The sequence below is a fragment of the Kitasatospora sp. NPDC058478 genome (assembly GCF_042720345.1).
Taxonomy (GTDB): Bacteria; Actinomycetota; Actinomycetes; order Streptomycetales; family Streptomycetaceae; genus Kitasatospora.
The window spans coordinates 1-23,812 of sequence record NZ_JBHXML010000032.1; the positions used below are offsets into that span (position 1 = coordinate 1).

The 23,812-nt window shown below is 72.0% G+C and carries 21 protein-coding genes and 1 pseudogene; 13 read left to right on the forward strand and 9 right to left on the reverse strand.

What is annotated here, in order from left to right:
- Window positions 1-136: 136 nt before the first annotated feature.
- Both ACFWPT_RS19120 and ACFWPT_RS19125 read left to right on the forward strand, forming a co-directional pair.
- Window positions 137-335: pseudogene (locus ACFWPT_RS19120) on the forward strand (IS5/IS1182 family transposase); the annotation flags it as partial.
- Window positions 336-703: 368 nt separating this feature from the next.
- On the forward strand, window positions 704-1,891 hold the full coding sequence (locus ACFWPT_RS19125; protein ID WP_380482940.1) for a hypothetical protein: 1,188 nt from the start codon (window positions 704-706) through the stop codon (window positions 1,889-1,891).
- A 235-nt stretch (window positions 1,892-2,126) separates the two neighbouring features.
- Here the strand turns inward: ACFWPT_RS19125 and ACFWPT_RS19130 are convergent, their stop codons facing one another.
- The 3 genes from ACFWPT_RS19130 to ACFWPT_RS19140 all read right to left on the reverse strand — a co-directional run bounded on the left by ACFWPT_RS19130 (window position 2,127) and on the right by ACFWPT_RS19140 (window position 4,847).
- Entirely contained in the window at window positions 2,127-2,675 is a 549-nt protein-coding gene (locus ACFWPT_RS19130; protein WP_380482942.1) for a hypothetical protein, read from the reverse strand.
- A 448-nt stretch (window positions 2,676-3,123) separates the two neighbouring features.
- A complete protein-coding gene (locus ACFWPT_RS19135; RefSeq protein WP_380482944.1) occupies window positions 3,124-3,846 on the reverse strand; it encodes a glycine-rich domain-containing protein in 723 nt (240 codons plus the stop codon).
- Between the two features lie 590 nt (window positions 3,847-4,436).
- Entirely contained in the window at window positions 4,437-4,847 is a 411-nt protein-coding gene (locus ACFWPT_RS19140) for a hypothetical protein (RefSeq protein WP_380482946.1), read from the reverse strand.
- Window positions 4,848-5,541: 694 nt separating this feature from the next.
- Between ACFWPT_RS19140 and ACFWPT_RS19145 the strand changes: the two genes are divergently transcribed.
- Entirely contained in the window at window positions 5,542-6,696 is a 1,155-nt protein-coding gene (locus tag ACFWPT_RS19145) for a hypothetical protein (RefSeq protein ID WP_380482948.1), read from the forward strand.
- Window positions 6,697-6,958: 262 nt separating this feature from the next.
- On the opposite strand, the gene ACFWPT_RS19150 is transcribed toward ACFWPT_RS19145, so the two are convergent.
- A complete protein-coding gene (locus ACFWPT_RS19150) occupies window positions 6,959-7,705 on the reverse strand; it encodes a glycine-rich domain-containing protein (protein WP_380482950.1) in 747 nt (248 codons plus the stop codon).
- A gap of 796 nt (window positions 7,706-8,501) precedes the next feature.
- Here ACFWPT_RS19150 and ACFWPT_RS19155 point away from each other — a divergent pair.
- From ACFWPT_RS19155 to ACFWPT_RS19175, 5 genes are all read left to right on the forward strand, one after another.
- Window positions 8,502-8,966 carry a hypothetical protein gene (locus tag ACFWPT_RS19155; RefSeq protein ID WP_380482952.1) on the forward strand — a complete coding sequence of 155 codons (465 nt, stop codon included), beginning with the start codon at window positions 8,502-8,504 and terminating at the stop codon, window positions 8,964-8,966.
- Window positions 8,967-9,329: 363 nt separating this feature from the next.
- The gene (locus tag ACFWPT_RS19160; protein ID WP_380482954.1) at window positions 9,330-9,776 is read left to right on the forward strand and encodes a transposase; all 447 of its coding nucleotides are present in this window, start codon (window positions 9,330-9,332) and stop codon (window positions 9,774-9,776) included.
- Window positions 9,777-10,221: 445 nt separating this feature from the next.
- Entirely contained in the window at window positions 10,222-10,443 is a 222-nt protein-coding gene (locus ACFWPT_RS19165) for a hypothetical protein (protein WP_380482956.1), read from the forward strand.
- Between the two features lie 400 nt (window positions 10,444-10,843).
- Window positions 10,844-11,104: a hypothetical protein gene (locus ACFWPT_RS19170; RefSeq protein WP_380482958.1), complete on the forward strand. Its 261-nt coding sequence runs from the start codon at window positions 10,844-10,846 to the stop codon at window positions 11,102-11,104.
- A gap of 303 nt (window positions 11,105-11,407) precedes the next feature.
- Window positions 11,408-11,746 carry a hypothetical protein gene (locus ACFWPT_RS19175; protein WP_380482959.1) on the forward strand — a complete coding sequence of 113 codons (339 nt, stop codon included), beginning with the start codon at window positions 11,408-11,410 and terminating at the stop codon, window positions 11,744-11,746.
- A 581-nt stretch (window positions 11,747-12,327) separates the two neighbouring features.
- On the opposite strand, the gene ACFWPT_RS19180 is transcribed toward ACFWPT_RS19175, so the two are convergent.
- The 3 genes from ACFWPT_RS19180 to ACFWPT_RS19190 form a co-directional block, all read right to left on the reverse strand.
- Window positions 12,328-12,639, reverse strand: a complete 312-nt coding sequence (locus tag ACFWPT_RS19180) for a transposase family protein (protein ID WP_380482961.1) — start codon at window positions 12,637-12,639, stop codon at window positions 12,328-12,330.
- Window positions 12,640-12,924: 285 nt separating this feature from the next.
- The gene (locus ACFWPT_RS19185) at window positions 12,925-13,317 is read right to left on the reverse strand and encodes a hypothetical protein (protein ID WP_380482963.1); all 393 of its coding nucleotides are present in this window, start codon (window positions 13,315-13,317) and stop codon (window positions 12,925-12,927) included.
- A 552-nt stretch (window positions 13,318-13,869) separates the two neighbouring features.
- A complete protein-coding gene (locus tag ACFWPT_RS19190) occupies window positions 13,870-14,160 on the reverse strand; it encodes a hypothetical protein (RefSeq protein ID WP_380482965.1) in 291 nt (96 codons plus the stop codon).
- A gap of 271 nt (window positions 14,161-14,431) precedes the next feature.
- Between ACFWPT_RS19190 and ACFWPT_RS19195 the strand changes: the two genes are divergently transcribed.
- From ACFWPT_RS19195 to ACFWPT_RS19210, 4 genes are all read left to right on the forward strand, one after another.
- Entirely contained in the window at window positions 14,432-14,830 is a 399-nt protein-coding gene (locus ACFWPT_RS19195) for a hypothetical protein (protein WP_380482967.1), read from the forward strand.
- Window positions 14,831-14,904: 74 nt separating this feature from the next.
- Entirely contained in the window at window positions 14,905-15,450 is a 546-nt protein-coding gene (locus ACFWPT_RS19200) for a hypothetical protein (protein WP_380482969.1), read from the forward strand.
- Window positions 15,451-16,140: 690 nt separating this feature from the next.
- Window positions 16,141-17,817 carry an ABC transporter permease gene (locus ACFWPT_RS19205; protein ID WP_380482971.1) on the forward strand — a complete coding sequence of 559 codons (1,677 nt, stop codon included), beginning with the start codon at window positions 16,141-16,143 and terminating at the stop codon, window positions 17,815-17,817.
- A 30-nt stretch (window positions 17,818-17,847) separates the two neighbouring features.
- Window positions 17,848-19,212, forward strand: a complete 1,365-nt coding sequence (locus ACFWPT_RS19210) for a nitrate/sulfonate/bicarbonate ABC transporter ATP-binding protein (RefSeq protein WP_380482973.1) — start codon at window positions 17,848-17,850, stop codon at window positions 19,210-19,212.
- A gap of 174 nt (window positions 19,213-19,386) precedes the next feature.
- Here the strand turns inward: ACFWPT_RS19210 and ACFWPT_RS19215 are convergent, their stop codons facing one another.
- Both ACFWPT_RS19215 and ACFWPT_RS19220 read right to left on the reverse strand, forming a co-directional pair.
- A complete protein-coding gene (locus ACFWPT_RS19215; protein WP_380482975.1) occupies window positions 19,387-21,702 on the reverse strand; it encodes an LPXTG cell wall anchor domain-containing protein in 2,316 nt (771 codons plus the stop codon).
- 209 nt (window positions 21,703-21,911) lie between these two features.
- Entirely contained in the window at window positions 21,912-22,541 is a 630-nt protein-coding gene (locus ACFWPT_RS19220; RefSeq protein WP_380482977.1) for a TetR/AcrR family transcriptional regulator, read from the reverse strand.
- Between the two features lie 284 nt (window positions 22,542-22,825).
- Between ACFWPT_RS19220 and ACFWPT_RS19225 the strand changes: the two genes are divergently transcribed.
- A complete protein-coding gene (locus ACFWPT_RS19225) occupies window positions 22,826-23,701 on the forward strand; it encodes an APC family permease (RefSeq protein ID WP_380483063.1) in 876 nt (291 codons plus the stop codon).
- Window positions 23,702-23,812: the final 111 nt, after the last annotated feature.

The window sequence follows — 23,812 nt, forward strand, 5'->3', positions numbered from 1 at the left end:
GCGCGCGCCGCGTCGGGTTCCCCGCGGGGCGGGGGGGGGGGGGCGGCCGGTCTGGTGGGGGCCCCCCCCCCCCCCACGCCTGTCAGCACGTCGGCTCGGCCCGGCGTTCGGCCTCGGTGGCCTGGAAACGGTAGGGACCGTGAAGACGGTCAGCAGCCCCAAGAGCGCTGTCGGGTTCGTCATCCTGCCCAGTCGCTGGGTCGTGGAGCGAGTGGATCATGCACGCCCGCCGCCACGCCAGGGACCACGAAAGGCTGATCCAGCACGTTGAATCCTTGATCACATCGGCGGCGATCACGCGGATGACCCGGTGCCTTACCCGCAAGCAGCCCAGCCGGACGACCCGCCTGACGCCGACCCGGGCGAAGGAAGCGGCGTGATCACTCCAGCCCGGTGGCCACCGGGCTGATCATGACCGCGCACGGCAGTGGCTCCAGGGTCGTCAATCCGCCCGCTTGTGGACCGGCGGCCCTCCCCGGCAACTGGGGAGGCGCACGTCGTGACGGGCATCCAGGGGGCGGCCCGGCGTCGTGGAGCCGCGCGGATCGGACACCGTTTGCGGGCGCGACTGCGGCGGTTAGTGCGTATGCGCGGCATCAGTAGCGGCACGAACGAGCCTGTTGAACGCTGAGGCGGGGCTGATTCGTGCCGGCTGGCGCGGGTTCTCCCCGGCATCTTCTCCCCTTCATGAAAGGACGTTGACGTGACTGAACGAGGTACAGGACCGGCGCGGTTGCGGCGGGCGGCGGTGGGCACCCCGATGGTGCTGGGTGCACTGGTGATGCTGGCGGGTGCCTTCCCGGCCCCGGCCGCCGCCTCTGAGGAGCCGGCGCGGGCGGTGAAGGTCTCCGGGCAGAAGGAGTTCACCACGCCGGGCAACACCGGTTTCTACGTCCCGGCAGGGGTGACGTCGCTGACGGTCTACGTGCTGGCGGGTGGTGGCCCGGGGGGTGTCGCCGCCGGTGGTGGGGGCGGTGGCGGCGGCGGCGGTGGCGGGAGCTTCACGCTGGGGCCCGCCGGTGGTGGCGGTGGTGGAGGCGGAGCCGGTGGCGCGGGTGGTGGCGCGGGTGGTGGCGGCGGCAGTGGCTCATTCGTGTCCTGCACGCTCACCGTGAAGCCGGGAGAACCGGTCTACGTCACCGTCGGCAGGCCGGGAAGCATCCTCAGCGGGGGAACCGGCGGCGGTGCGGGGTCCGGTGGCAGGGCGGACAGCCTGTTCGAGCCCGGCCGCGACGGTTCTCCGGGCGGGGCGGGAACCAGAGACTTCACCAACAACAACAACGGCGGGCAGTCGGTGGTCTACGCCGCGACGAGCAAGGGGAGGGCGCAGGCCTTCGGCGGTGCTGTGGGCGGCTCCGGTGGTGGAGGTGCGGGCGGCGGCGAGGGCCTGCGCGGTGAGCGGGCCGAACTCAGCACCGGCGGCGTCGGCGGGGCCGGCGGCACGCCGGCAGCGGGAGGCAGCGGCGGCGGCGGAGCAGCCGGCGGCCTCGCCTCAGCCTGCACGGGGGCCGATCCCGTCCTGCTCTCGGGGAACACGGGAAACCAGGGCGGCGCCGGGGCCTCCAGCATTTCGGCCAGAGCGGGCGGCACCGGCAGCGGCGGCAGGGTGGGCGACGGCGGCCAGCCGACCACCGGTGGAACCGGTGGCACGGGCGGGTCGGGCGGCGCGGCCCCCACGCCCCCGGCCTCCCTGCCGGTCACCCTGCCCCCGGGCGCCGGACAGGGCGGAACCGGAGCAACCGGCGGCGCGGGAGGCGCCGGGGGTGCGGGAGGCCACGGTGGTGCTCCCGACCCCAGCCCCGGCAGCCAGGCCGGCACCGCGGGCACCGCCGGCACCGCTCCCGCAGCCAGTGGCAACGGCGGCCCCGGCTACATCCTGGTCACCTGGTGACAGGCCACACGACCGTGTAGGTGTTGGTGCGGCCGCCGGCCGCACCAACACCGTCTCCAGCTGCCGTCCGGTCCGCTCTCCGGGATCGGGCTGACAGGCAGCCGCGAGAGGAGTGCAGATGGCGAGAGCCGGCCCGACGGTGGCAGGAACACCATCACGGGGTATTGCCTGTGCCCGCCCCGGCCACCGGACCAGAGCCTCGTCGCAGAGGCCGGGGAGAGCCCGCGCGCCGGGGTCAGAAGTGGGTGGCGATGAAGGTGACGCCGCCGGTGGTGCTGGTGACGCCCTGCCCGTCCACGCAGCCCAGGGGGTTGTCGGGGATCAGTTCCAGGGTGACCTCGATGCTGTCGCCGGCGAACTTGCCGGAGGTGAAGGTACCGGTGGCCACCGCGACCGGGGCGGCCAGGCCCCCGCCGACGTCGATGGTGGAGGAGACGGTGAAGGTGCTGGTGTCCTTGCCGTCCCAGAGCGCGTTGCCGGAGGCGGTGAACGATCCGACCAGGCAGCTGAGGCTGCCCGCCCCGGTACCGCTGAAGCTGACGGTGTGAACGGAGAGGTCGCTGAAGACACAGGAGGTGGAGCTACCGGTGAAGGAGAGGCCGATCTGCTGGGTCTGATCGGTGATCCCCGGGGTGTAGGAGACGGCGTTCGTGCCTGTCAGGCAGCTCGCGTCCAGCACGGCGGCGGAAGCCTGCGGAGCGGCCGGAAGCCACACACCGGCGGTGATCACCGTGACGGCCAGGGCACGGACGGCCAGGCGGCGCAGAAACGGGATACGTGACATGCGGAGGATCCTTGTCTGTGATGGGGGCGGGCTCTTGGCCCGTTGGGTAGGACGGGCCCAGGGCCCGTCCCGGAACTGTTCGACTGGCTGTGTCGCTCGCTCCGTGAGCCGGAGCAGGTGCCGTGGGCCCGTCAGGTGGCCCTTGGCGGGCGCCCGTGCGTACCCGACGAAGCTGCCGTCGGGTACGGGGCGTGCGGGGGTCGCCGGCGTCGTTCGGTGGTCGACCTCTGGGGGCGTACAGGAATGTAGCTGGTCGGAGTCGGGGCATCCGCGGAGCTCTGACACTGCTTCTCACGTACGGTCCGGGGCCGGTGCGGCCGCGCGAGCCGTGCGCATCGCTGTTGCGCGTCAACGGGTCGACCACCCGGCACCGGGCGGTGACCGTCCGGCATCCGGCTGCCGGGACGGCGTCGAGCACCGTCCCGGCTCATCCTGTGCGGCCGAACGGCTAGAACGACCAGTGGACGATCGCGTACCCCGGGCTTCCCCCCTCGCCTGGGGCATTGCCGTTGTAGGAGCTGGAAGTGCCGCCCGCTCCACCGGTCGCCGCGTCGCCCGGGTTGGAACTTCCGATGTTCGCGGGCAGACCGCCCGTGCCGCCCGGTGATTCGACGTCGGGGAAGCTCACTGGGGCCGTGCTGCTGCCTCCGCCACCACCGGGGCGTACGAAGCCGCCCCCGCCCAGAGCCGTCTCGGCGGGCGCGGTACCGCCGCCCCCTGCGCCACCGCCGGCGTAACCGGGGTTCGGGTTTGGCGCGCCGCCCGCACCGCCGCCCGCGGCGGTCGCCAGCACCGTCGATCCGATCGCGACGGCGCTATTGGTGCCGGCCGTGCCCGCGGTACCGAGCGCGCCGACCGCACCACCAGCACCGCCCGCACCGCCGCCACCGATAGTGATGGTGACCTCCTGCAAGGGGAGCACGTCGATCGCGCCATGGACGTATCCACCGGCTCCACCGCCGCCACCCCCGATCCTGTAGGTGGCAGACGAGGCGCCCGCACCGCCGCCTCCTCCTCCCCAGATGTCGATCGTCAGACCGGTCACACCGACAGGGACGGTAAGGGTGGCGCTCTGGGTGAACTCGCGCACACCGGTAGTGGCGTGGGCGGGGGCGGTGCCGGTGGCGACGGTGGTGGCGCAGACGGCCAGCACGGTGGCACAGGCGGCCATCGGGGCTCTGCTCCACCGGCGTCGTGCCGGGGCCGGGACGGATATCATCGAGGTGTTCCTCCGTATCGCTTCGCGGCCGCACACCACCGGGCTACCGGGCCGGGGCAGGTGGCGCCCAGCCGGCCGGGGCGATGGCGGACTGTCAGACCTCTGTGGGAAGTGCACGCACCATCTTTCGCGTGCCCGAGGAAACGCGCAGTCGGTGCTACGCCGAACGGCCCGGCCCGCGACACCGGCCCGCCCCTCCCGGCAGACAGCCGGACGCGTACTTCCACAGGGCAGGTCTCTTCAGCCCCGTTCCCGACGGACTGGCCCGGCACCGCGGCCGCTCCGGGTTCCCGCCGGTTCCCAGGAGGCTGTGCTGCGTGGTGCGCCAGGGGTGATCCACCGGGGTCGTCCAAGTCCGGTCGCACCAAAGGCCGGTTCCCGGCCGGCCGGGCGCGGCGTCCGGACCGCCGGCGCCGTCCCGGAGGTCGCGGGTATCCCCGCCCGGCTGCTCGGCTATCGTCCCGTCCGCCTCCACTCCGAACACGTCGAAACGGTCCGCCGGTTGAACGGGCGGACCGTCACGAAAGATCGGGCCTACGTCATCACGGAACAGTCACTCCGAGAAGTTCAAGGAAATTAGCGGCAGAGGACGACGGTTCCAGGTCAGCGCTTTCACCGGGCCGGAGGGTGGCCTGCGTGGTTCGGACGGAGCGGGCTCCACCGGTATTCCGGGAGGACAGGGACAGCGTCACCGGCTCTGTGCTGAGCGCGCTGTTCGTGCAGTGCAGCAAGGTCGTCCCGTCGGGGATCGCTTCCGTCTCCTCTTCGTCCAGGGGGGTGAGGACGGCCAGGTTGTCGCCGGTCATCCGACCGCCGGCGCCGCGGTCGACACAACTGACCACGGCTTCTCCCGGCGCCAGCGAGCGGGGGGCGGCACCGGCAGCAGGAGCGAGCAGGACGATGGAACCGGCGGCTGCCACACCGACCACGGTGAGCTTCACATTCACACGCATGCAGAAAGTCCTTCGATCGCAACGACAGGCCACGACTTGCAGCGCACACCGCGGCCGGGCCCGCTGCACCACCCATCGCACACCGCCCCAGGGCACCGCGCGCCCCATGCTGCTCCATCCGGTTCGCACGGTCGCCGGTGGCGTGCCGGAAGCGGGGGAGCCGGTGGCCGGAAGGAACCCGAGGCGACCTCTCGCCATCCGCGACGAGCCCAGTGCGCGGGGCGTGCGGCGTCTTCCTCCGGATCCCGGTGGCTTCGCGACGGCCCGCCGGATTCCCTCGCACTCCAGCGCATGGGCCGGATCCGCGGCCTCCACGGAGGCGCCACCGCCGAGAGCGTCTCGGACACCGGCGGCCTCACCGGGACCGGCCCGGAGCTGTGCCCGATCGGGGACGGCACCGTCTCAGGAGCCGGCGGCCCGTCACTCTCACCCCGACCTCACGGTGACCGGACGCCCGACGCGGCCGGCCGCCGCCCGGTGCCGGCGGCCGTCCGCCAGCTCACCTGCGAGTACCGGGTGCCGCTTGGCCGCATCGTCACGGACCGTGAAGCATCAGGTGCACAAGTCGCGCCGCTCTGTAGCGGGGCCAATACGATGCGTGCAGGAGGTGGTGATTGTGAACAGGGCAACGACGAGGTCGCGGCCGGCTGTCAAGGCGTTCGTGCTCGCTGCGGCGAGTGCGCTCGTCTGCTCCATGGTCACGGGAGCCGCCGCGCGGCCGGCCGGTGCCGTTGCCGCGACCGGGGTCCGGGCGCCCGGCGCGCAGGTGGCATTCTGGGCGGGCCAGGACGTGCAGCCCTGTGTGGCGGCGGATCCGCTGACCTGTCCACGGGACCTCAGCGCGTTCACCGACACGGTGTGGAACACGCTGGCGACCGGCAACAGCCCGCTCTACCTCGACCTGATCTACGGCTCGGACTTCGGCCCCGCGCTGCCGGGGGAGAACCAGCGCACCGACGGACTCGCCCTCGTCCGGCAGGCCAACGCCCGGGGTGTCCCGGTCAGTGCCTGGATCACCATGCCGTTGTCGGAGGGCACCTTCGACACCTCGCAGAACGCCGCCCTCGTCCGGGACGCCGTCGAGGCCTTCCACAACTGGTCGACGGCGAACAGCCTGCAGTTCACCCAGGCCGTGCTGGACCTGGAGTCCCCGATCGGCGACCAGGCGGTGGCCCAGGCGCTGACCGGTGGCGACCTGACCGGCTTCGACGCCCTGCTGACCGCCGACAGCCTCAACCCCGCCACACAGTGCGCCGCGATCCGCACCTATGCCACCACCATCGCCTGGGCGCACCAGAACGGCATGCGGATCGCGGGCTCGCCGGTGCCCTACGCGCTGGACGACCTCGAGAACGCCAGCATCGCGCTGCAGGCCGCGCTCAACATCACGGCGTTCCCGCCCCCGGGATACGACCAGTACTTCGTGCAGGCCTACCGCGCCTTCGGCATCGACCTGGGATCGGGCTACGTGGCGTCCTACTTCACCGACATGCAGAACCGCTTCGGCGCCGCAGGACAGGTCTCCATCGGCAACACCGGGGTCCCGCCGTACAACAACCTGAACACCGTGGTCGACGACGTCAGGATGCTCGCCGGGCTCGGCGCCTCCACGATCCCGGTCTTCGACCTGGAAAGCACCGTGCAGGCCTTCGGCGCCGACGGCGTGCAGTCCGTCATCCAAGCGGGACACGACCCGATGACCGGCAGCCAACTCACCGCGGCCACCAAGATGACCACAACCGGCACCGCGGCACGCGCTCTCTACCGCACCCTCGACGCGGCCGCCACCACCGCAACCCCCCTCCTCACCGGGCAACAGCCCAACCCCTACCCGGGGGCCTGCACGTAGACCGGCACCGCCACCGTCGGAGGCAGTCGAGACGGGGCACCGCCGTCACGAGGGCCAGGACGGCCGGGCCGTGCGGCGCCCCGGACAGGTGGTCAGCTGTGGTCGTCTGCCTGGCGGTGCGGTGAGTGCCTGACGCTGTCGGGGATTCCCCGACAGCGTCAGGCACTCACACTCACGGCACATCGCCCGGCGCGTCCCGCTTGCCCGCCCTTGGGTGCCGGGACGGCTTTGAGCACCGCGCCGGCTCGGCCTGGTCGGGCGGCTAGAACGACCAGTGGATGAGCGCGTATCCCGAGGCTCCCTCCTCGCCGGGCGAGTTGCCACCAAAACTGGAGTTGCCGCCCTGCCCACCGGTCGCCGCGTCGCCCGGGTTGGAGCTGCCGGTGTTCGCGGGCTGGCCGCCCCCGCCCCCCGGAGAGTTGTTGCTGGGGTAGCTGGCAGTGACCGCGTTGCCTCCACCACCACCGGGACGCACGAAGCCACCGCCGCCCAGGGCCGTCTCGGCGGGTGCGGCGCCGCTTCCCCCCGCGCCGCCGAAGGCGATCGCGCCGCCGACGTTTCCGTTCGACGGGCTGCCACCGCCGCCGCCTCGGGCGGTGGCCAGTACTGTCGTTCCGATCGCGATGGTGGTGCTGGTGCCGCTGGAGCCCGCGGTGTTGGCCGCGCCGCCCGCACCGCCGGCGCCGATGGTGATGGTGACCTGTTCCAGGGGGAGCACGTCGATCGCGCCGTGGACGTATCCGCCGGCTCCCCCGCCCCCACCACCGGTCACGGGCGCGGCGCCGCCGGCGCCGCCGCCACCACCACCCCAGGCGTCGATCAGCAGGCCGGTGGCACCGGCGGGGACGGTGAAGGTGGCGCTCTGGGTGAACTCGCGCACACCGGTGGTGGCGTGGGCGGGGGCGGTTCCGGTGGCGACGGTGGTGGCACAGACGGCCAGCACGGTGGCACAGGCGGCCATCGAGGCTCTGCTCCACCGGCGGAGTGCCGGGGCCGGGACGGATGTCATCGAGGTGTTCCTCCGTATCGCTTCGTGTCCGGGCGCCACCGGATCGCCAGCACACGGACAGGTCGCTCCCGTCGCGGCCGGATGATTCGGCGGCGCACCCTCAGACTTCGTGGGGATAGTGCACGCACCATTCCTCGCTCTCGAAGGGACCCACGCCGAGTACTACACCGGACGGGCCAACTACCTGTTCCGGTAGCGGGCGGAGCGCTTGCCAACGCCGCCGTCGCCAGTGCACTGGACCAGTGCGGTCGAGCCGACATGCCCGCCCGGAACGTGCTCCCGCTGATCGGGGGCCCTGCGGAGCCCGCCATCGTGGCCGGTGGCCAGGCTGCCACCCCCCTCATCAGGCATGACGAGCCCGGACGCACGTCACACGATCGTCGTAGCCGGCGTCTGCGAACTTCCGATCCGCGCGCCCTCCGCCGGTGGCACGTCCGTTCGGGTGGAAAGCGGAACGCCCCCGGCGGCCGACTGCCAGCCTCCGCCCGTCTCTGTGCGAGCCTCAGCCTCAGTGGCACGGCGGATGGTGACGAACCATGCATCGCGCGTCCCGCCGCCCTCTTCACGAGGTTCCAGGCGAGGCCGTCCGAAGACGCCGAAGGCCGGTGGCCAGACCACGGCGGACCTCAGCCCCGCATGTGCATCCCGATCATCCCCGGACCAGAAAGGCCGAGCCATGATGCCCGCCTCCCGATCAGCTCTGTCCGTGGCCGCCGCTCTCACGGTGTTGTGCACCGCTGCGGCGCCGGCCGCCGATGCCGCACCCGCGGCGGCCACGGAGACCCTCACGTGCACGGTGAACGCCGCCGTCGCCTTCAGCCCGCCGCTGTCGGCCCAGGCCCCGCCGACCACCGTGACCATCGGGGGAACCGCGGGCACCTGCCTGGACTCGCAGACCGGCGACAGCACCATCGTCAGTGGAACCGTCAGCGCCACCCTCAAGTTCACCGCGCTCAGCTGCAACCCCGCGACACCCGCCGTACTCGCCCAGGGCTCCACGGCCGCCTTCACCTGGAACCTGAAAGACGGCGGCCAGGCCACCAGCACGCTCACCGGCATCGCCATCACCCAGGTCGACGGAGCCGGCACCCTCACTGCCACCGTCACCGACGGCTCGACACGCCTGGCCGGCGAGAAACTGACCGCCTTGCTGAACATCGACAGCGACCAGCCCATCCTGGACAACTGCATCGACGTCCTCCTCGGAACCGGCACGCCCATCACCAACTCCACCCTCACCGCCGAGACCGCCTTCGCCTGACAATGAGGATTGACCATGGCATCGCCCGGAGGTCTGACCCTTCGCCTGACTGACCCTTCGGTTGTCCTTGTGGGGAATCGTCGGCCGACCGGGCGACCGTCCGGCGCGTGGCCGGTCGGGCTTGCGTGACTTCGTAGTCAGCCGTTCACCTGCGGATGACGCCTCGCGGGCGTGAAAATCGGTCCGGGGCCTGTCCGCCGACACCGCACGATCTTTGGGCTGTTGAGCCCGCATAGGAGTCTGGTGAGGGGGCCGCCCGAGGGACCACGCACTGTCGTCTCGAGCACGCCGTTCAGCTTCTCCGCCTCCCTCTGGCCTACCGGACAGCCCCGTCCCAGAACTGCGTACGAGGGGAGGATGACCGTGGAGGAGACGAGGGAGGACCTGGCCGACGGGGCGGTGGCCCGGGTCGCGGCGATCGACATCGCCAAGGCGTCCGGGGTGGTGTGCATGCGGCTGCCGCACGAGGAGCGCGAAGGTCGGCGGGTCCAGGAGGTCTGGACGGTGGCGTCGACGACCAACGCGGTCCTGGAGCTCGGCGACCGGCTGCGGATCCACGGCGTTCAGCGGGTGGTGACGGAGGCGACCGACAGCTACTGGAAGACCTTCTTCTACCTGCTGGAGGCCCGGGGCTTGAAGTACTGGCTGGTCAACGCCCGCGAGGTGAAGAACGTCCCAGGGCGCCCGAAGACCGACCGGTTGGACGCCGTGTGGCTGGCCAAGCTCGCCGAGCGCGGCATGGTCCGCGCCTCGAACGACGAGGCCACGCCAAGGCGCTGGTCGCCGTCGCCCGCTCGATCCTCGTCATAGCCTGGCACCTCATCAACGACCCCGACGCCCGCTACCAGGACCACGGCGCGGACTGGCACCAACGCCACCTGAACACCGCCCGCAAGACCCGAGACCTCGTCCCGCCAGCTCCAAGCCCTCGGCCACCAGGTCACCCTCGCACCCACAGCCTGACCGACCTGCTCACGCGCTCGTCCGTTCCGCTCACGCGCAACGGACGCTGCCGCCTGCCCGGCTGAGGCTCGATTTTCCGTTCAGCATCCCCGCCTGGCAGAGCGACGGGCTCCCGGCTTCCCGAGGCACGAGTAGCTCTCGCTGCTGACCTACCGTCTTTGACAGGCAGGTCAGATTCCCTCCAAGAGCGGGGGTTCCGGAGGCCTGGGCCAGGCGGGGCTTCCCGTCCCGGCGGCGCGGGCAACTGCCCGGCGAGACGACCTGCATCACGTTCTGCTCGGGAGGCGGTACGGTGCGGGAAGCCGACGGTCTCGTCGGCGCGCCCGGCCAGGTCGGCGGTATGCCGACCGCCGCCGACGAAGGCGGCAACGGCAACACGGGCTGCGGAGGGGCCGGCAGATACGGCGGCAACGGCACCATGAGCAGCCAGGCCTCCGGGCAACCCGGCACCACCGGTACGGCAGGTAACCCCGGAGCCCAAGGCGGCCCCGGCTACGTCCTGCTCACCTGGTGACAACACCAAGGCCAGCCATGCCCTCGGCCGTCTCCCGGTCCCGCCCGCCCAACCCCGCGGACGGGACCACAGCTGGAACAGCAGGTACCGCAACGCGTCCTTGAGTATCAGTCTCCGCCAGGTTGTCAGGCAAGGATCCGGCGGACCCCTTTCCCGGCCGGGACCTGCCCCACTGCGCACGCCCAGCAGCGAAAGACGGTGCGTGCCCACGGGCTGTCGATCGGACAACCAGGGCCGTACAGCGGGGAGGACTTCCACTCGGCGGCGGAGCCAGGGGGCAGGAAGCGCGCATCCCTGCGGCTACCCGACCCGGTGGACCTTCGCGGTCGCAGCCTTCCTGGTCGGAGCACCAGAGACGGGTAGCGGTGAAGGTGACGCCGCCGGTGGCGCTGGTGACGCCTTGTCCGTTGACACAGCCCACAGGGCTGTCGGGGATGAGTTCCAGGGTGACGGCGATGCTGTCGCCGGCGAGCTTGCCGGAGGTGAAAGTACCGGTGGCCACCGCGACCGGGGCGACCGGGCCCCGCCGACGTCGATGGTGGAGGAGACGGTGAAGGTGCTGGTGTCCTTGCCGTCCCAGAGCGCGTTGCCGGAGGCGGTGAACGATCCGACCAGGCAGCTGAGGCTGCCCGCCCCGGTACCGCTGAAGCTGACGGTGTGAACGGAGAGGCCGTTGAAGAGGCAGGTGGTGGAGTTGCCGGTGAAGGAGAGGTCGATCTGTTGGGCCTGATCGGTGACCCCGGGTGTAGGCGACGGTGTTCGCGCCGGTCGGGCAAAGGGCGCGCCCCTCAAGCCCCCAGGCCAACACCCAAGCCATAGCCTAGGGTGACAGTTAAGTGACGATATGTGCTGATCGTTTGGTCGGCATGCCGCCCTGTGCACGGTTCAAGAATGGAGACCGCCGATGTCCTACCCCCCGCTCCGATACGTAGCCGTGGCCGCAGTTCTCACCCTGGCGCCGCTCATGGGCGCCACCACCGCCCACGCCGCAGCCGTTCGCCTGACCGCCCCCGCCTGCCGGAGCGACATCGCCACCGCACAAGTCGATATCGCCGCCGCAGAAGCCGCCAACACCGCCGGCGACGCGGGCACCGCTCTCACCGACGACAACAAGGTCACGGCGGACCTCACCGCTGCGGCAGGGGACTGCGCGAACGAACCCTTCCCGGTCCCGCAGGAAATCGCCGTCGCCCAAACCCTGAACGCCACCGTCACAGCGTTGGACAGTGTCGGCAACACCCGCGCCGCCGGCAGATCCCTCGCGATCCTCAAGAGCTTCGTCAATGACATCTTCGAACGATGACGAAAAGACCCCAGACCGGCAGCGGACCCGCCGTTCCCTCTCGCCCAACGAGGCCATGGCCCCCGGAAGACGACGCACCGGCCCGATGAAGACCACAGCCCCACGCCATACCGGGCAACAGGCCATCCGGCAGCCACAGAGGAACGCCCCGGGTCGGGCGCCAGGACCACGACAGCACCGGACGGCTACTCACCAGCGGTACTACAGGTGCGGGGTGCCACTCTCGTGACAGCAGCCTCGGCTGCGCGCCCCCGCGCAAACCCCCGGCCCGGTCGAGAAAGCCGCCCAGCAGGCAGGTCGGCGGTGGTCTCGGCGACGGTCGAACGCGGGTTCTGGATCACTTTCCGTGCCAGAGCCACGGAGGGTCACCGGAGCCGCGATCATGAACTCGTCGATACCCAGGACGCGCGGCACCGCGCGCGCCGGATCCGGCAGGGCGCCTATCAGCCGCAGGAGCGTGGAACGGCTCACCGGGACCGCGAAGGTCTCGGCCAGACGGGAGCCGGCCTGGCCGGCCAGGGCCAGGGCGAGCTGCTGCAGCGCGGTCTGCAGACCCTGGCTCCGCCGCCCGTGACGGAAGGTCAGCCCCGCCGCCTGCTCGACGAACGTGGCCCGGGGCAAGCTCGTTCACGGCAGCGGAACCGGCGGACCCGTAACTCGACCACCACCCGACGCCCGCCCGCCGCACTGTCGTCCAACCGCCGCACGTAGCTGCTGTGCACCCGGGCGGGACGGTGGCGGCGCCCGGCCACGGGCGGGCGCCGCCGGCGACGGTTCGTGCCGTTCCTGTCGGCAGGGGATGCCGCGTACGAGGGGGGCGCCGTCCGCCCGTGTGATTGGCAGGCGTCGATCAAGCCCCGCTCCCGGTGGCGGCGCCCGACACGGGCGCACACGCCGAACCTCGATCGGCACCACGCGGTCAGGTGCCGATCGGATCCCCCACCGGCGGACCGTCAACGGAAAGTCGTCCACCCGTGGACGGCGACGCTGCCGCGCACCGCCGAGCTGCAGGGCCACGCCCCCAGCGGGCCCACGCAGGTTCGGGCCGAGGGGCCGGGCGGCTGCCGGCGGCGCGGCGGCCTGCGACGACCCGGCCCGGCCCTGCCCTGCCCGAACTCCCCGCCCGCTCTGCGACGAACTGCCGATCCGCCCGCCGGCGGGCGCTGGGCCCGCACGCCTCAGGATGCAGGACCGGCCGCCTGCTGGTGGGCCGTGCACGAGTTGTCGGTGATGTGCTTGTGGCCGTTCCCGTTGGACGGGAGGTCGAGGTCCAGCCCGTCGGCGAGCAGTTCGGGCGCGGTGACGCCCACCGGGACGAGGCCGATCAACGACTGCGCGGTGAGGTTCTTGCCGAGATTCTGGCCGAGGCACCCGAGGTTCGGACTCACGTTCACATCGTTGAGGGCGTTGACCGGGATCAGCCCGAACGGGCCGACCTCGCCGGCGCGGCTGCCGGAGTGCCGGGACTGCCCTTCGTCGGCCGGCAGGGCAGAGGCGGCGGCAGTGGTGCCGATCTGCGCGGTGAGCGCGAAGCCGAAAGCGGCGAGTGCGGCAATGGCGCGGGAGCGCATGGAGACCTCCTGAACGCGGGGAGCCCTCCCCCGCTGCAGGCATGGTCGGCGCTGCTCCACTGCCGGGCACGGCGTGTCACCCGGCGGAGGGCAGGTCGACCTGAGCCGTACGGCCCCTCACCGCCGACGGCTCCGGCCGGACGACGGGTCAGCTGCTGCGCAGGGGTGAGCAGCGGGCTACCTCAACGTCAACGACCTCAGGACCAAGCCAGGCCGGCAAGCGCTCCGGCGCGTCGGCACCCAGGCCGGCGAGGCAGCCCTCCACCGCGGCAGCGTCGAGGGTGAGGTAGGCCGACGTCAGATCCGCGGCCCGCCACAAGGCGGCGGGCGTCTCCCGGTCCCCGACATCCGTCACACCCCCGGTTCCACCTGCCGGCCCCAGCACCGGCAGGACCTTCTGCCGAATGCACCCCACGAGACCAACACCGACCGACACCGGAGCCCGGCCCGGACCGGTGTCCGCGTCGATGGGCACTTTCGGGCCAGGACAGAACGCGGCCCTTCCTCGACCCAAGCCGGCCGAAGGCGAGGGCCCCTCGTCGTGAGTGGCGGTCACCAGGCCTGGTTGACATGGCCCTTGAGGGGCCAGTCGGTGGGCGGGATCGGAGCCTGGCCAAAGGCGTCGCGGACGGCTTCGTCCAGGGCACAGGCGCCGCACACCCGGATGTGGCCGTCGTGGGTAACCCGCGAGGCGGCACCGCGGGCGCCGGTGCGGGGGGCGCCGGTGGTGTCGGGGTCGAGGAGCGGGGCCCGCTCGACGGCGAGCAGCGGTGTTCCCGGGCGTGGAGCGCCGGGAACGGGCCAGGTCGCGCCGGGCGGGCCCCGGGAGGCCCGACCGCGCATCGACCGCCCGCGTACCGGCGGGCCGTCGCCCCGACCGAGGCACCGCCGCCGGGCCCCGCAGCGTCCTCGCTCATCGGTCGTGCGGGTGAACCTGCGGCCCCGTACGTGTCCCGTGCCTCCTGCGACGTTTCCGGTATGGGAGAACCGTGCGTGGCCGTCCTGTCCGGAGGGCCCGAGCAGGCCGCCGGACGGGCCGGTGCGGGCACCCGCCAGGCCCGGCCGCCCACGGCCCGACTCCCGCAACCCCCTCCACGACCGAAGGTGAACCCCCGTGCCCCGTACCGCCCGCCCCAACCGGACGGCACTCGCCCTCGCCGCCCTCGCCCTGGCCCTGGCCTGCGGACCCGCCACCGCCCACGCCGCCCCCGCGGAGGAGGACGTCGTCTTCGACTGCTTCACCATGGTCGAGGACGACGGCCTCGCCGAGGCGTCCGCCTGCCTGGACGGCCCCGCCGACTACACCGGCCCCGCCACCGTCCACTCCTTCTACACCGGCCAGAGCTGGACCTGCGAAAGCGTCCAGAGCACCGTGGCCGCCGACCAGGACGACCCCGAGATCACCGACATCACCACGTCGGGCTGCACCCCGCTGCCCGCCGGACCCGCCGCCGTCGACCCCGGCGAGGACGACGACCCCGGCGACGACGGCGCCCAGCACGCCACCACCTGAGCACACCGGGCCCGGCCGCGGAAACCCCCGCACCCGCACCGAAATCCGCACCCCGCACACACCAGGAGACACCCGTGTTCGCCCCGCCCCGCCTGTCCGCCCTTCTCGGCGCCGCCGCCGCAGCCGCGCTGCTCGCCGCCCCGGCCGCCTCCCCTGCGGCCGCCGCCACCCAGCCGCGGGTCGCCTACCCCGACCAGGTCAAGGCCGGCATGTACTGCTCGAAGTGGCTCCAGAAGTACGGCCCGAAGAAGCGCACCTACGTCGAGATCCGCACCTGTCTCAAGGTCCGCGACAACGGCACCTGGGGCCTGATCACCGACACCCGGAAGAGCATGTCCAAGGACTATGCCGGCATCTGGTACGCGGCCTCCCGGGACGAGGTGGCGACTTGGAACGTCGAAGGGCGCGTGACCTGGTACGCCGGCGGCACCAACCCCTCCGTGGATTACCACCAGGGCCTGCGCCAGGAGAAGGGGTCCGGCTGGCAGGAGAGCATGTTCACGGAGCAGCTGCGCTGCGGCGGCACCACCGTGGACCGCAACTTCGGTCAGCTCGGCCCCTCCTACAGCGACGCCATCCGCTCCGTCACGAGCTTCAACATCGAGACCGACTGCCGCTGACACCACCGGCGACCCGGGCCCGGACACACCCGCCCCGCAGGTACCGCGGGCAGGCCGTGTCCGGGCCACAGCCGCACAGCCCTTCTCCGAACCGGACGCCCCGGCACGCACCGCCAGCCACCGGCCCGGCCGACACCGTGACACCCCACACGCCCTGAGGACCAGGGTGGTGCCCCAGATGTCGCCGGTGCAGAAGTGCCATGTTCCGTCCGGCCGCCGGACGCACTGAGCCTCCGGCCGCGCCGGGGAAGCCACGTACGGGATGTACGCGCTCCTGGCAGCCCGACCTCGCCGTAGCTTGCCGTCGCATCCGCCACGGCCATACCCCTGTGCGGGGAATTGATCTTGTGGCATCCGGGAACGGCCACGCCGCAGCCTGGAGACAGCCACAGGTCAGCGGATTGTGTCGGTTGGCCGCTCAGCCGTCAGATTCCACACCCGAAGGGCTTCCCTACTCCCTGTCGGCCGCGGCCCCGGCGGTGTACGTGTGGACCGGGTGCCCAGCCCCGCGGCTGCTCTGGATCTTCTGTCGGTGCGTGTTCGCGTGTCGCTCGGCGGGGACTCGTCCGGAGTTTCCCGGGCATGGTTTCCTGGCCGAGGCAGCGAGCCGACGGTGACACGGGAGGCCAGGTGGCGGGTCCGGGCGGGTTCCCCTCGCGGGGGGTGTGGCGGCGGCCGGCATTCCGGTGGGTGGACGTGCTGGTGGTCGTGGCACTGGTCGCGTTCCTGTACGGCCTGCTGCGGCTCGCCCCGTCGCTGAACGCGCCGTTCCTGCCCAGCACGGCTCCTGACACGGTGTCGACGGACCCGGCGAACCTGCCGTACTACGCGGTGCGCTCGCTGGTACGGATGTTCGCGGCGCTGGTGGCGTCGGTGGTGTTCACCTTCGTGTACGCCACCGCCGCGGCGCGGCTCCGGCGGGCGGACAAAGTGCTGCTGCCAGTGCTGGACATCCTGCAGTCCGTGCCGGTGCTGGGCTTCCTGTCGGTGACGGTGACCGCGTTCATCGCCCTGTTCCCCGGTTCGATCCTGGGCCTGGAGTGCGCCTCGATCTTCGCGATCTTCACCGCGATGGCCTGGAACATGACCTTCGCCTTCTACTACTCCCTCGTCTCCCAGCCCAAGGAGCTGGACGAGGCCGCGCGGGTGATGCGGCTGACGAAGTGGCAGCGGTTCTGGCAGCTCGACGTGCCCTCCGGGATGATCCCGCTGGTGTGGAACGGCATGATGAGCTTCGGCGGCGCCTGGTTCTTCCTCGCCGCCTCCGAGACCATCAGCGTCCTCAACCACCGCTACGCGCTGCCCGGCATGGGGTCCTACGCCGCGGCGGCCATCGCCGCCGGCGACCTGGGTCAGGTCGGCATCGCGATCGCCGTGATGGTGGTCATGGTGATGGGCGTGAACGTGCTGTTCTGGCGGCCCATGGTCGCGTGGTCGGAGCGGTTCCGGGTGGAGGAGTCGGAAGCCGCCGAGCGCCCCCGCAGTCTGGTGCTCGATCTGTTGCGCCGCTCGAGCGTCCCCGAACGGCTCGGCCGCCCGTTGCTGCCGATCGGCCGCGCGCTGGAGCGGGCGAGCCGGCCGTTCGGGCTGGCCGAGCACCCGATCGGCGGGTCGGCGGCGCGCGAGCGGACGGGGGACGTGTTCTTCGCCGGTGCGGTCAGCGTGCTGGTGCTCTTCGGGGCGTGGAAGGCGTTCGCCTACGTCAGATCCACGGTGGGGCTCGCGGAGTTCGGACACGCGCTGGCCCTGGGAGCGGCGACCTTCAGCCGGGTGATCGTCCTGATCGCGTTCGCGACGGTGGTGTGGGTGCCGATCGGCGTGTGGATCGGCATGAACCCGCGGGTGACCCGCTTCGCCCAGCCCGTGGTGCAGGTCCTGGCGAGCTTCCCGGCGAACTTCGTCTTCCCGTTCGCCACCGCCGCGTTCGTCGCGCTGGGCATCTCGCTGAACGTCGGCGCGATCCTGCTGATGGCGCTGGGCGCGCAGTGGTACATCCTGTTCAACGTGATCGCCGGCGCCTCGGCCATCCCCACCGACCTGCGCGAGGCGATGACCACCTTCCACGTCGGCGGGAGACTGAAGTGGCGCACCTTCATCCTGCCCGCGATCTTCCCCTCCTACGTCACCGGCGGGATCACGGCGGCCGGCGGAGCGTGGAACGCCTCCATCGTCGCGGAGGTCGTGACCTACGGCTCCCACACGCTGACCGCCACCGGCCTCGGCTCCTACATCACCCAGGCCACCGCCACCGGGGACTTCCCGAAGATCCTGGTCGGCATCGTGGTGATGAGCCTGTACGTCGTCGCCCTCAACCGGCTGTTCTGGCGCCGCCTCTACCGCATCGCCGAGACCCGCTACTCCCTCTGACCTTTCGTACCAGCGAGCGAGGCAGGACCCGTGACCACCGACCACCCGCGCACCCCCGGCCCCCGCCCGACCGGCGCCACGATCGTGCGGGCCGAGCGGGTGACCAAGACGTTCACCACCCCCGACGGCCGGGAGCTGCCTGTCCTGGACGACATCGGCTTCCACCTGGCGGAGGGCGAGATCGTCGCGCTGCTGGGCAAGTCCGGCTCCGGCAAGTCGACCCTGCTGCGGTGCATCGCCGGGCTGATCGCCCCGTCCTCGGGCACCGTCGCCTACCGGGGCGAGCCGCTGACCGGTGCCAACCCGGGTGTGTCGATGGTCTTCCAGTCCTTCGCCCTGCTGCCCTGGCTCACCGTGCAGCAGAACGTCGAACTGGGCCTGCACGCCCAGGGCGTCGGTGAACAGGAGCGGCGCGAGCGGGCGCTGAAGGCGATCGACCTGATCGGTCTGGACGGCTTCGAGTCCGCCTACCCCAAGGAACTGTCCGGTGGCATGCGCCAGCGCGTCGGCTTCGCCCGCGCCCTGGTCGTCGAACCGGACGCGCTGCTGATGGACGAGCCGTTCTCCGCTCTGGACGTGCTGACCGCCGAGAACCTGCGCAACGAGCTGGTCGGCCTGTGGGAAGGGCATGAGGCGCCGGTCAAGTCGATCCTGATCGTCACCCACAACATCGAGGAAGCCGTCCTGCTGGCCGACCGCATCCTGGTGCTGGCCGCCAACCCCGGCCGCATCCAGGCCGAACTGCGCGTCGACCTGCCCCGCCCCCGCAACCGCCAGGACCCGCACTTCGAATCCATCGTCGACACCGTCTACGGCATCCTCACCGGCCGGGAGGATGCTGCCGTCGCCGCGGTAGAGCCTGCGACGACCGGTGGTGCCGAGCGGCCCGCCCCGACCCCGACCAGCACGCCGCTGCCGGAGGTCAGCGTCGGCGGGCTGGCGGGCCTGCTGGAAATCCTCGTCGCCCGCGGCGGCGAGGACGGCCTGGCGGAGATCGCCGACGAACTCAACTTCGAGATCGACGACCTGCTACCCCTGGTCGACGCCGCCGAGCTGCTCGACCTCGCGCGCACGGAGGGCCCCCGCATCCGCGTCACCGACGCCGGCCGCGAGTTCGCCGCCGCCGACATCCTCACCAGCAAGCAGCTCTTCGCCCACCACGCCGCCAGCCGCGCCCCGCTCGTGCGGGCCATCGTCCAGGCCCTGGCCGCCACCGACGGTCACACCTTGCGCGAAGGGTTGTTCCTCGACCTGCTGCGGCGCGGTTTCTCCGCCGAGGACGCGCGCCGCCAGCTGGACACCGCCATCGACTGGGGCCGCTACGCCGAGCTGTTCGACTACGACTCCGGCGACGGCGAACTCACTCTGGACCCCGGCGCGCAGGACGCCCTGTAGGCGGGGTGCGTGCCTCAGTCCTTCCGGTGGGCCGCCGCGTCGGCGAGCAGGCTCGGCCGGCCCTTCACTCCCCGGTCCGTCCGGCGCCGTCCGGCAGTACGAGGCCGCACCCACGCGGGGGGCGTGGGTGCGGCCGTGGGGTCGTGCGGCTACGGGGCTCAGCGGGTGCGGGGCTCAGCGGGTGCGGCGGCTCCTCAGCAGCAGGAGCGCGCCCGCCGCGACGGTGCCGAGCGCGGAGAAGCCGACGAAGGGCAGGACCCGGCCCATGTTGCTGCCGGTCTCAGGGAGTTGGCCGCCGTGTCCGGGCGGAGGGGTGTGGGTCGGGCTCGGGCTGGGCGCCGGGCTGGGGCTGGTGGTCGGGCCGGGGCTCGGCGAGGACGTCGGGCTCGGGCTGGGACTCGGGCTCGGCACGGTCACCGGCACCTCGGCGCGGCAGTGCGCGTCGGTGGAGCCGGGGCGGCAGTTGTTCCCGAAGGTGTCGGAGGAGACGGTGTTGCGCAGGACCGCGTCTGCGGCCAGCGGGGAGCGCACGGTGACGGAGTAGTTGATGGTCGCGGTGGCGCCGACGGGCAGGTCCCCGCTCCAGGTCAGCGTGGTCCCGACGGACTGGACCTGCCCGCGGTCGGCAGTGGCGTCGTTGTTGTACGCGGCGGAGTTCAGCACGCCCGACAGGTCGTCGGTGAGGGTGACCCCGGGGGCGTCCGTCTGGCTGGTGTTGGTGACCTGGATCCGGTAGTGGACGGTGTCACCGGGCTTGGCCGTGCCGGGGTCGGCGGTCTTGGTGATGGTGTAGGCGGGTTCGGCGGCGACGGTGTTGCGGACGGTGTTGCTGGTGCGTTCCTGGACCCTCTGGGTCTGGCTGCCCTGGAAGTGGAGGGTGGCGGTGTCGTCGAGGTGGGTGCCGACAGCGGCCGAGGCGTCGACGGTGACCTGGAAGGCGACGTCGGCCTCGGCGCCCGGGGGCAGGTCGGGGACGGTGCAGGTGACGGTCTGTCCGCTGGCCCGGCAGGCGGGGTTGGAGGCGGGGACGAAGGTGGTGCCGACCGGGATCGTGTCGGTCACGGTGACGTCGGTCGCGGTGTCGAGGTCCGTGCTGCTGCCGTCCTGGCGGCGGTTGGTCACCGCGAAGGTGTAGGTGATGGTCTCGCCGGGGCCGACCAGACCGGGCGGGTTGTCGTCGGGGCTGCCGGGCGGGGTGTTGGCCTTGGTGATCCGCAGGTCGGGTTCGAGGGCGTCGAGGGCGAGCCAGGCCGCCTGCGGTTCCAGGGCGTCGCCGGCGCCGCTGATCCGGACCAGGGCCTGCTCGCTGCCGGCCGGGATCTTGCCGGTCACGTCGATCATCCGGGCGTCGTAGCCGTAGTTGTTGATCGGGTCGGGGTCGCGGGTGGTGATGTTGGTCCCGGTGCCGTCCGCGGCGACGTGGTCGATCCGGCTGGTGAACGCGTTGTCGGTGCCGACCCCGTTGGGGCCGGGCATCGGCAGGAGGGTCAGGTTCTCCGGCGTGGAGCCGACGGCCAGGGTGTCCCCGGCGATCGGCGCGTCGCCGTCGCCGACGGTGATCCCCATGGTGGCGCGCGGGGCCGTGGTGGCGGGGGTGCGGATGCCGCCGAGCGTCAGCGTGGTCGAGTTGTCCGGGTCGCGCAGCAGCTGGTAGCCGTCCCAGACCTGGAGGTAGCGCAGCGGCTCGGCCTGGTCCTCGTACGCGACGACGAGTGACCAGCCGCCCCAGCAACCCACGTTGTTGCCACCGTAGTTCTGCGCGGAGGAGCGTCCGCTGCACGCCTGGATGTCGGCGACGGTGTAGCTGCCGGGGCCGGCCGCCTTGACCTCGGCGGTCACGTCCTTGACCGCCCCGCCGGCCAGCAGCGGCTCGGGCGGGTTCCCGCCGACTTTCTGGTCGAACCAGTCGTAGGTGTCGGCGGTCACCTGCTGGTAGCCGCTCGCGCCCGGGACCTTCCAGAAGACCTGGTTGCCCTTGTTGATGTCCCCGGAGGTGCCGTTGGTGCTGGTCCCGGTCGGGTTGAACTGCCAGTACAGGCGGGCGGAGAGGACGTTCGCCCCGGCCGGCAGCAGCAGTTGCGCGGAGGCGGCGTTGGGGCCCGGCGCGTTCGGGTCGACCTTGATGAACTTGGTCCGCCCGTTGTTCGAGCCCTCGGTGTCCGAGCAGACCGTGCCGTCGCTGTCGTCGCAGGTCAGTACCGAGTTGGAGGCCATCGTGAGGTTGCCGTGCGCCAGCAGGTCGACCACCGGGTCCGGGCCGATCGGACGCTGCGTGCCGGCTCCCCGTGGCTTGGGCTTGGCCGCCTTGGCTGCTTTGGCTGCTTTGGTCGCCGGTTCCGCAACCGACTGGGCGTGACCGGGCCTCGGTGTCCCCGCGGAGGCGGCCGGGGCCGGAACGGTCAGCGCGGCAGCGCCCGCACCGAGCACCACCGCCAGCAGCGCGGACAGGACGTGCGGCGGGCGCGGCCGCAACCGTCGGACAGATGACACGGGAACCTCGATGTCGGCAGACGGCACGGACAGCAGGACCACGTACCTGCGCCGGCCCGAATCCAAGCCTGACGGGTGGTTTCTTCACCTGCCCGGCGCAGCACCAGTGGCCGCAACGCCCGGGGTGTGGTCGCTGTGGCGAAGTCGGGCTTGCCCGGCGATCGGGAGCCTCACTCCCCTCCCGGGGGACGCGACGACCCGCCCCGGCCCTACGGTGTCCGACGCTCCACGCCGTCGAGCAGCAGACCGAGCCCCAGCTCGAACCCGCGGTCGTCGAGGCCCGTAGCACCACCGCCGCGGGCGAAGGAGCCGTCCAGGGCGTCCGCGAGCGCCGGGTACTCCGGCCGGTATGCGGCCGGTGCCCGGGTGAAGCCGGCCGTGAAGGTCTCCATCGCGGAGCCGAGTACCAGGTAGTCCAGCGCCGCGGCGACCTCCGCCGCGTCCGCGGGGCCGAGACCGGCCCGGCCGAGGAGGGCGAGCAGCGCGTCGTAGCCGCGCAGCGCGCTGGCTGCTTCGACGCGGCGGCGGGCGAGCAGGGCGATGGCGTTCGGGTGCCTCAGGAAGACCGCGCGGTAGCCGCGCGCGTACGCCGCGAGGCCGGCCCGCCAGTCGGGATCGCCCAGCGGCGTGTGGTCGATCTCGTCGTTGACCAGCTCGGAGACCGTGTCGACCAGCGCGTCCTTGCTCTGGATGTGGTTGTAGAGCGAGGCCGCCTTGACCCCGAGCCGCTCCGCCAGTGCTCGCATGGTCAGGCCGTCGGGGCCGTCCTCGTCCACCACCTGGAGCGCGGCGAGCGCGATCCGCTCGCGGGTCAGCAGTGCCTTGGTAGGTCGGCCCACCGAAAATTCCCCTCTTCCGCTCTCCGTGTCCGGGGGCTATCGTGCCAGACCGACAGCAGTTGCTAACAAAGTTAGTTTTATCTGGAGGGCGCAGCCCGTGGCCGAGAACACCCCGACCGATGCCGACCGGCTGGCCGCGCTCGGCTACCAGCAGGAGCTGCGGCGCAGCCTGAGCGTGCTCGGAAACATCTCCATGGGCTTCGCCGTCGTCTCCCCGGTCGTGGGGCTTCTTCCGGCAGCACGGCTTCTCCCTGCTCACCGACTTCCTGAACGCGCCGAAGGGGCTGGGCATCAGCGACACCGGCGCCCTGCTCGCCGCCGTGGCCGTCGCCGGCTGGGCCTTCATGGGCTTCGACGCCTGTGTGTCGACCGCCGAGGAGACCAAGAACGCCGCTCGACAGGTCCCCAAGGCGATGTGGTGGTCGCTGCTCAGCGTCGGACTCGTCGTCATCCTCAACGCGGTCTCCGTCGAGCTCGCCCACCCCGACCCCGCCGCCGTCGTCGCGGCCAAGGACCTCGACCCGGTCACCACCGCCGTCACCCACGCCTTCGGCGGCTGGGCCGAGAAGCCCTTCGTCCTCGTCGTCCTGATCAGCTTCACCGCCTGCCTGATGGCCTCCCAGGGCGGCGCCGCCCGCGGCCTCTACTCCCTCGCCCGCGACGACGTCTTCCCGTTCTCCCGCCACGTCCGCAAGGTCAACCGGCACAAGGCGCCGATCGGCGGCCTCGTCGCGGCCACGGTGGTCAGCTGCGCCGCACTGGTGCTCGGCCTGAACACCTCGGCCATCGGCAGCCTGATCACCTTCGGCAGCGCCGCCATCTTCGTGCCGTTCTTCCTGCTCGCCCTCGTCGCCCTCATCGCCCGCCTGCGCGGCACCTGGAAGCCCGCCGGCGCGGTCGGCTACGGACGCCTCGGCACCCCGCTCAACGTCCTCGCGGTGCTGTGGACCGGCTTCGAACTGGTCAACATATGCTGGCCGCGCACCATCCTCGCCCCGACCGGAGCACCCTGGTACCAGATCTGGGCGGCACCGCTCGGCGTCGGCACCGTCACCCTCGCCGGCCTCGCCTACCTGCTCGCGCGCCGCCCCGACCGCCGCATGGCCGACACCGACCAGGAGCACCCGCGCACCGACGAACTCGCCCCCGCCGTCCTGTAGCCGGCGCCGACCCGGCCGACACCGCTCGGCCGACACGTGCGAAGCTGCGTCCCCACCCCCGGGCGGGGCCAAGTCCCACCAGCGGCCCAGCGCCGCACCTTCGAGGCCGAA

Bases quoted from the DNA above. Each gene is read 5' to 3' on its own strand.
- ACFWPT_RS19130 (WP_380482942.1), bottom strand. From the start codon at position 2,675: ATGTCACGTATCCCGTTTCTGCGCCGCCTGGCCGTCCGTGCCCTGGCC.
- ACFWPT_RS19135 (WP_380482944.1), bottom strand. From the start codon at position 3,846: ATGGCCGCCTGTGCCACCGTGCTGGCCGTCTGCGCCACCACCGTCGCC.
- ACFWPT_RS19140 (WP_380482946.1), bottom strand. From the start codon at position 4,847: ATGCGTGTGAATGTGAAGCTCACCGTGGTCGGTGTGGCAGCCGCCGGT.
- ACFWPT_RS19145 (WP_380482948.1), top strand. From the start codon at position 5,542: ATGGTCACGGGAGCCGCCGCGCGGCCGGCCGGTGCCGTTGCCGCGACC.
- ACFWPT_RS19150 (WP_380482950.1), bottom strand. From the start codon at position 7,705: ATGACATCCGTCCCGGCCCCGGCACTCCGCCGGTGGAGCAGAGCCTCG.
- ACFWPT_RS19175 (WP_380482959.1), top strand. From the start codon at position 11,408: ATGGGCGCCACCACCGCCCACGCCGCAGCCGTTCGCCTGACCGCCCCC.
- ACFWPT_RS19185 (WP_380482963.1), bottom strand. From the start codon at position 13,317: ATGCGCTCCCGCGCCATTGCCGCACTCGCCGCTTTCGGCTTCGCGCTC.
- ACFWPT_RS19190 (WP_380482965.1), bottom strand. From the start codon at position 14,160: ATGCGCGGTCGGGCCTCCCGGGGCCCGCCCGGCGCGACCTGGCCCGTT.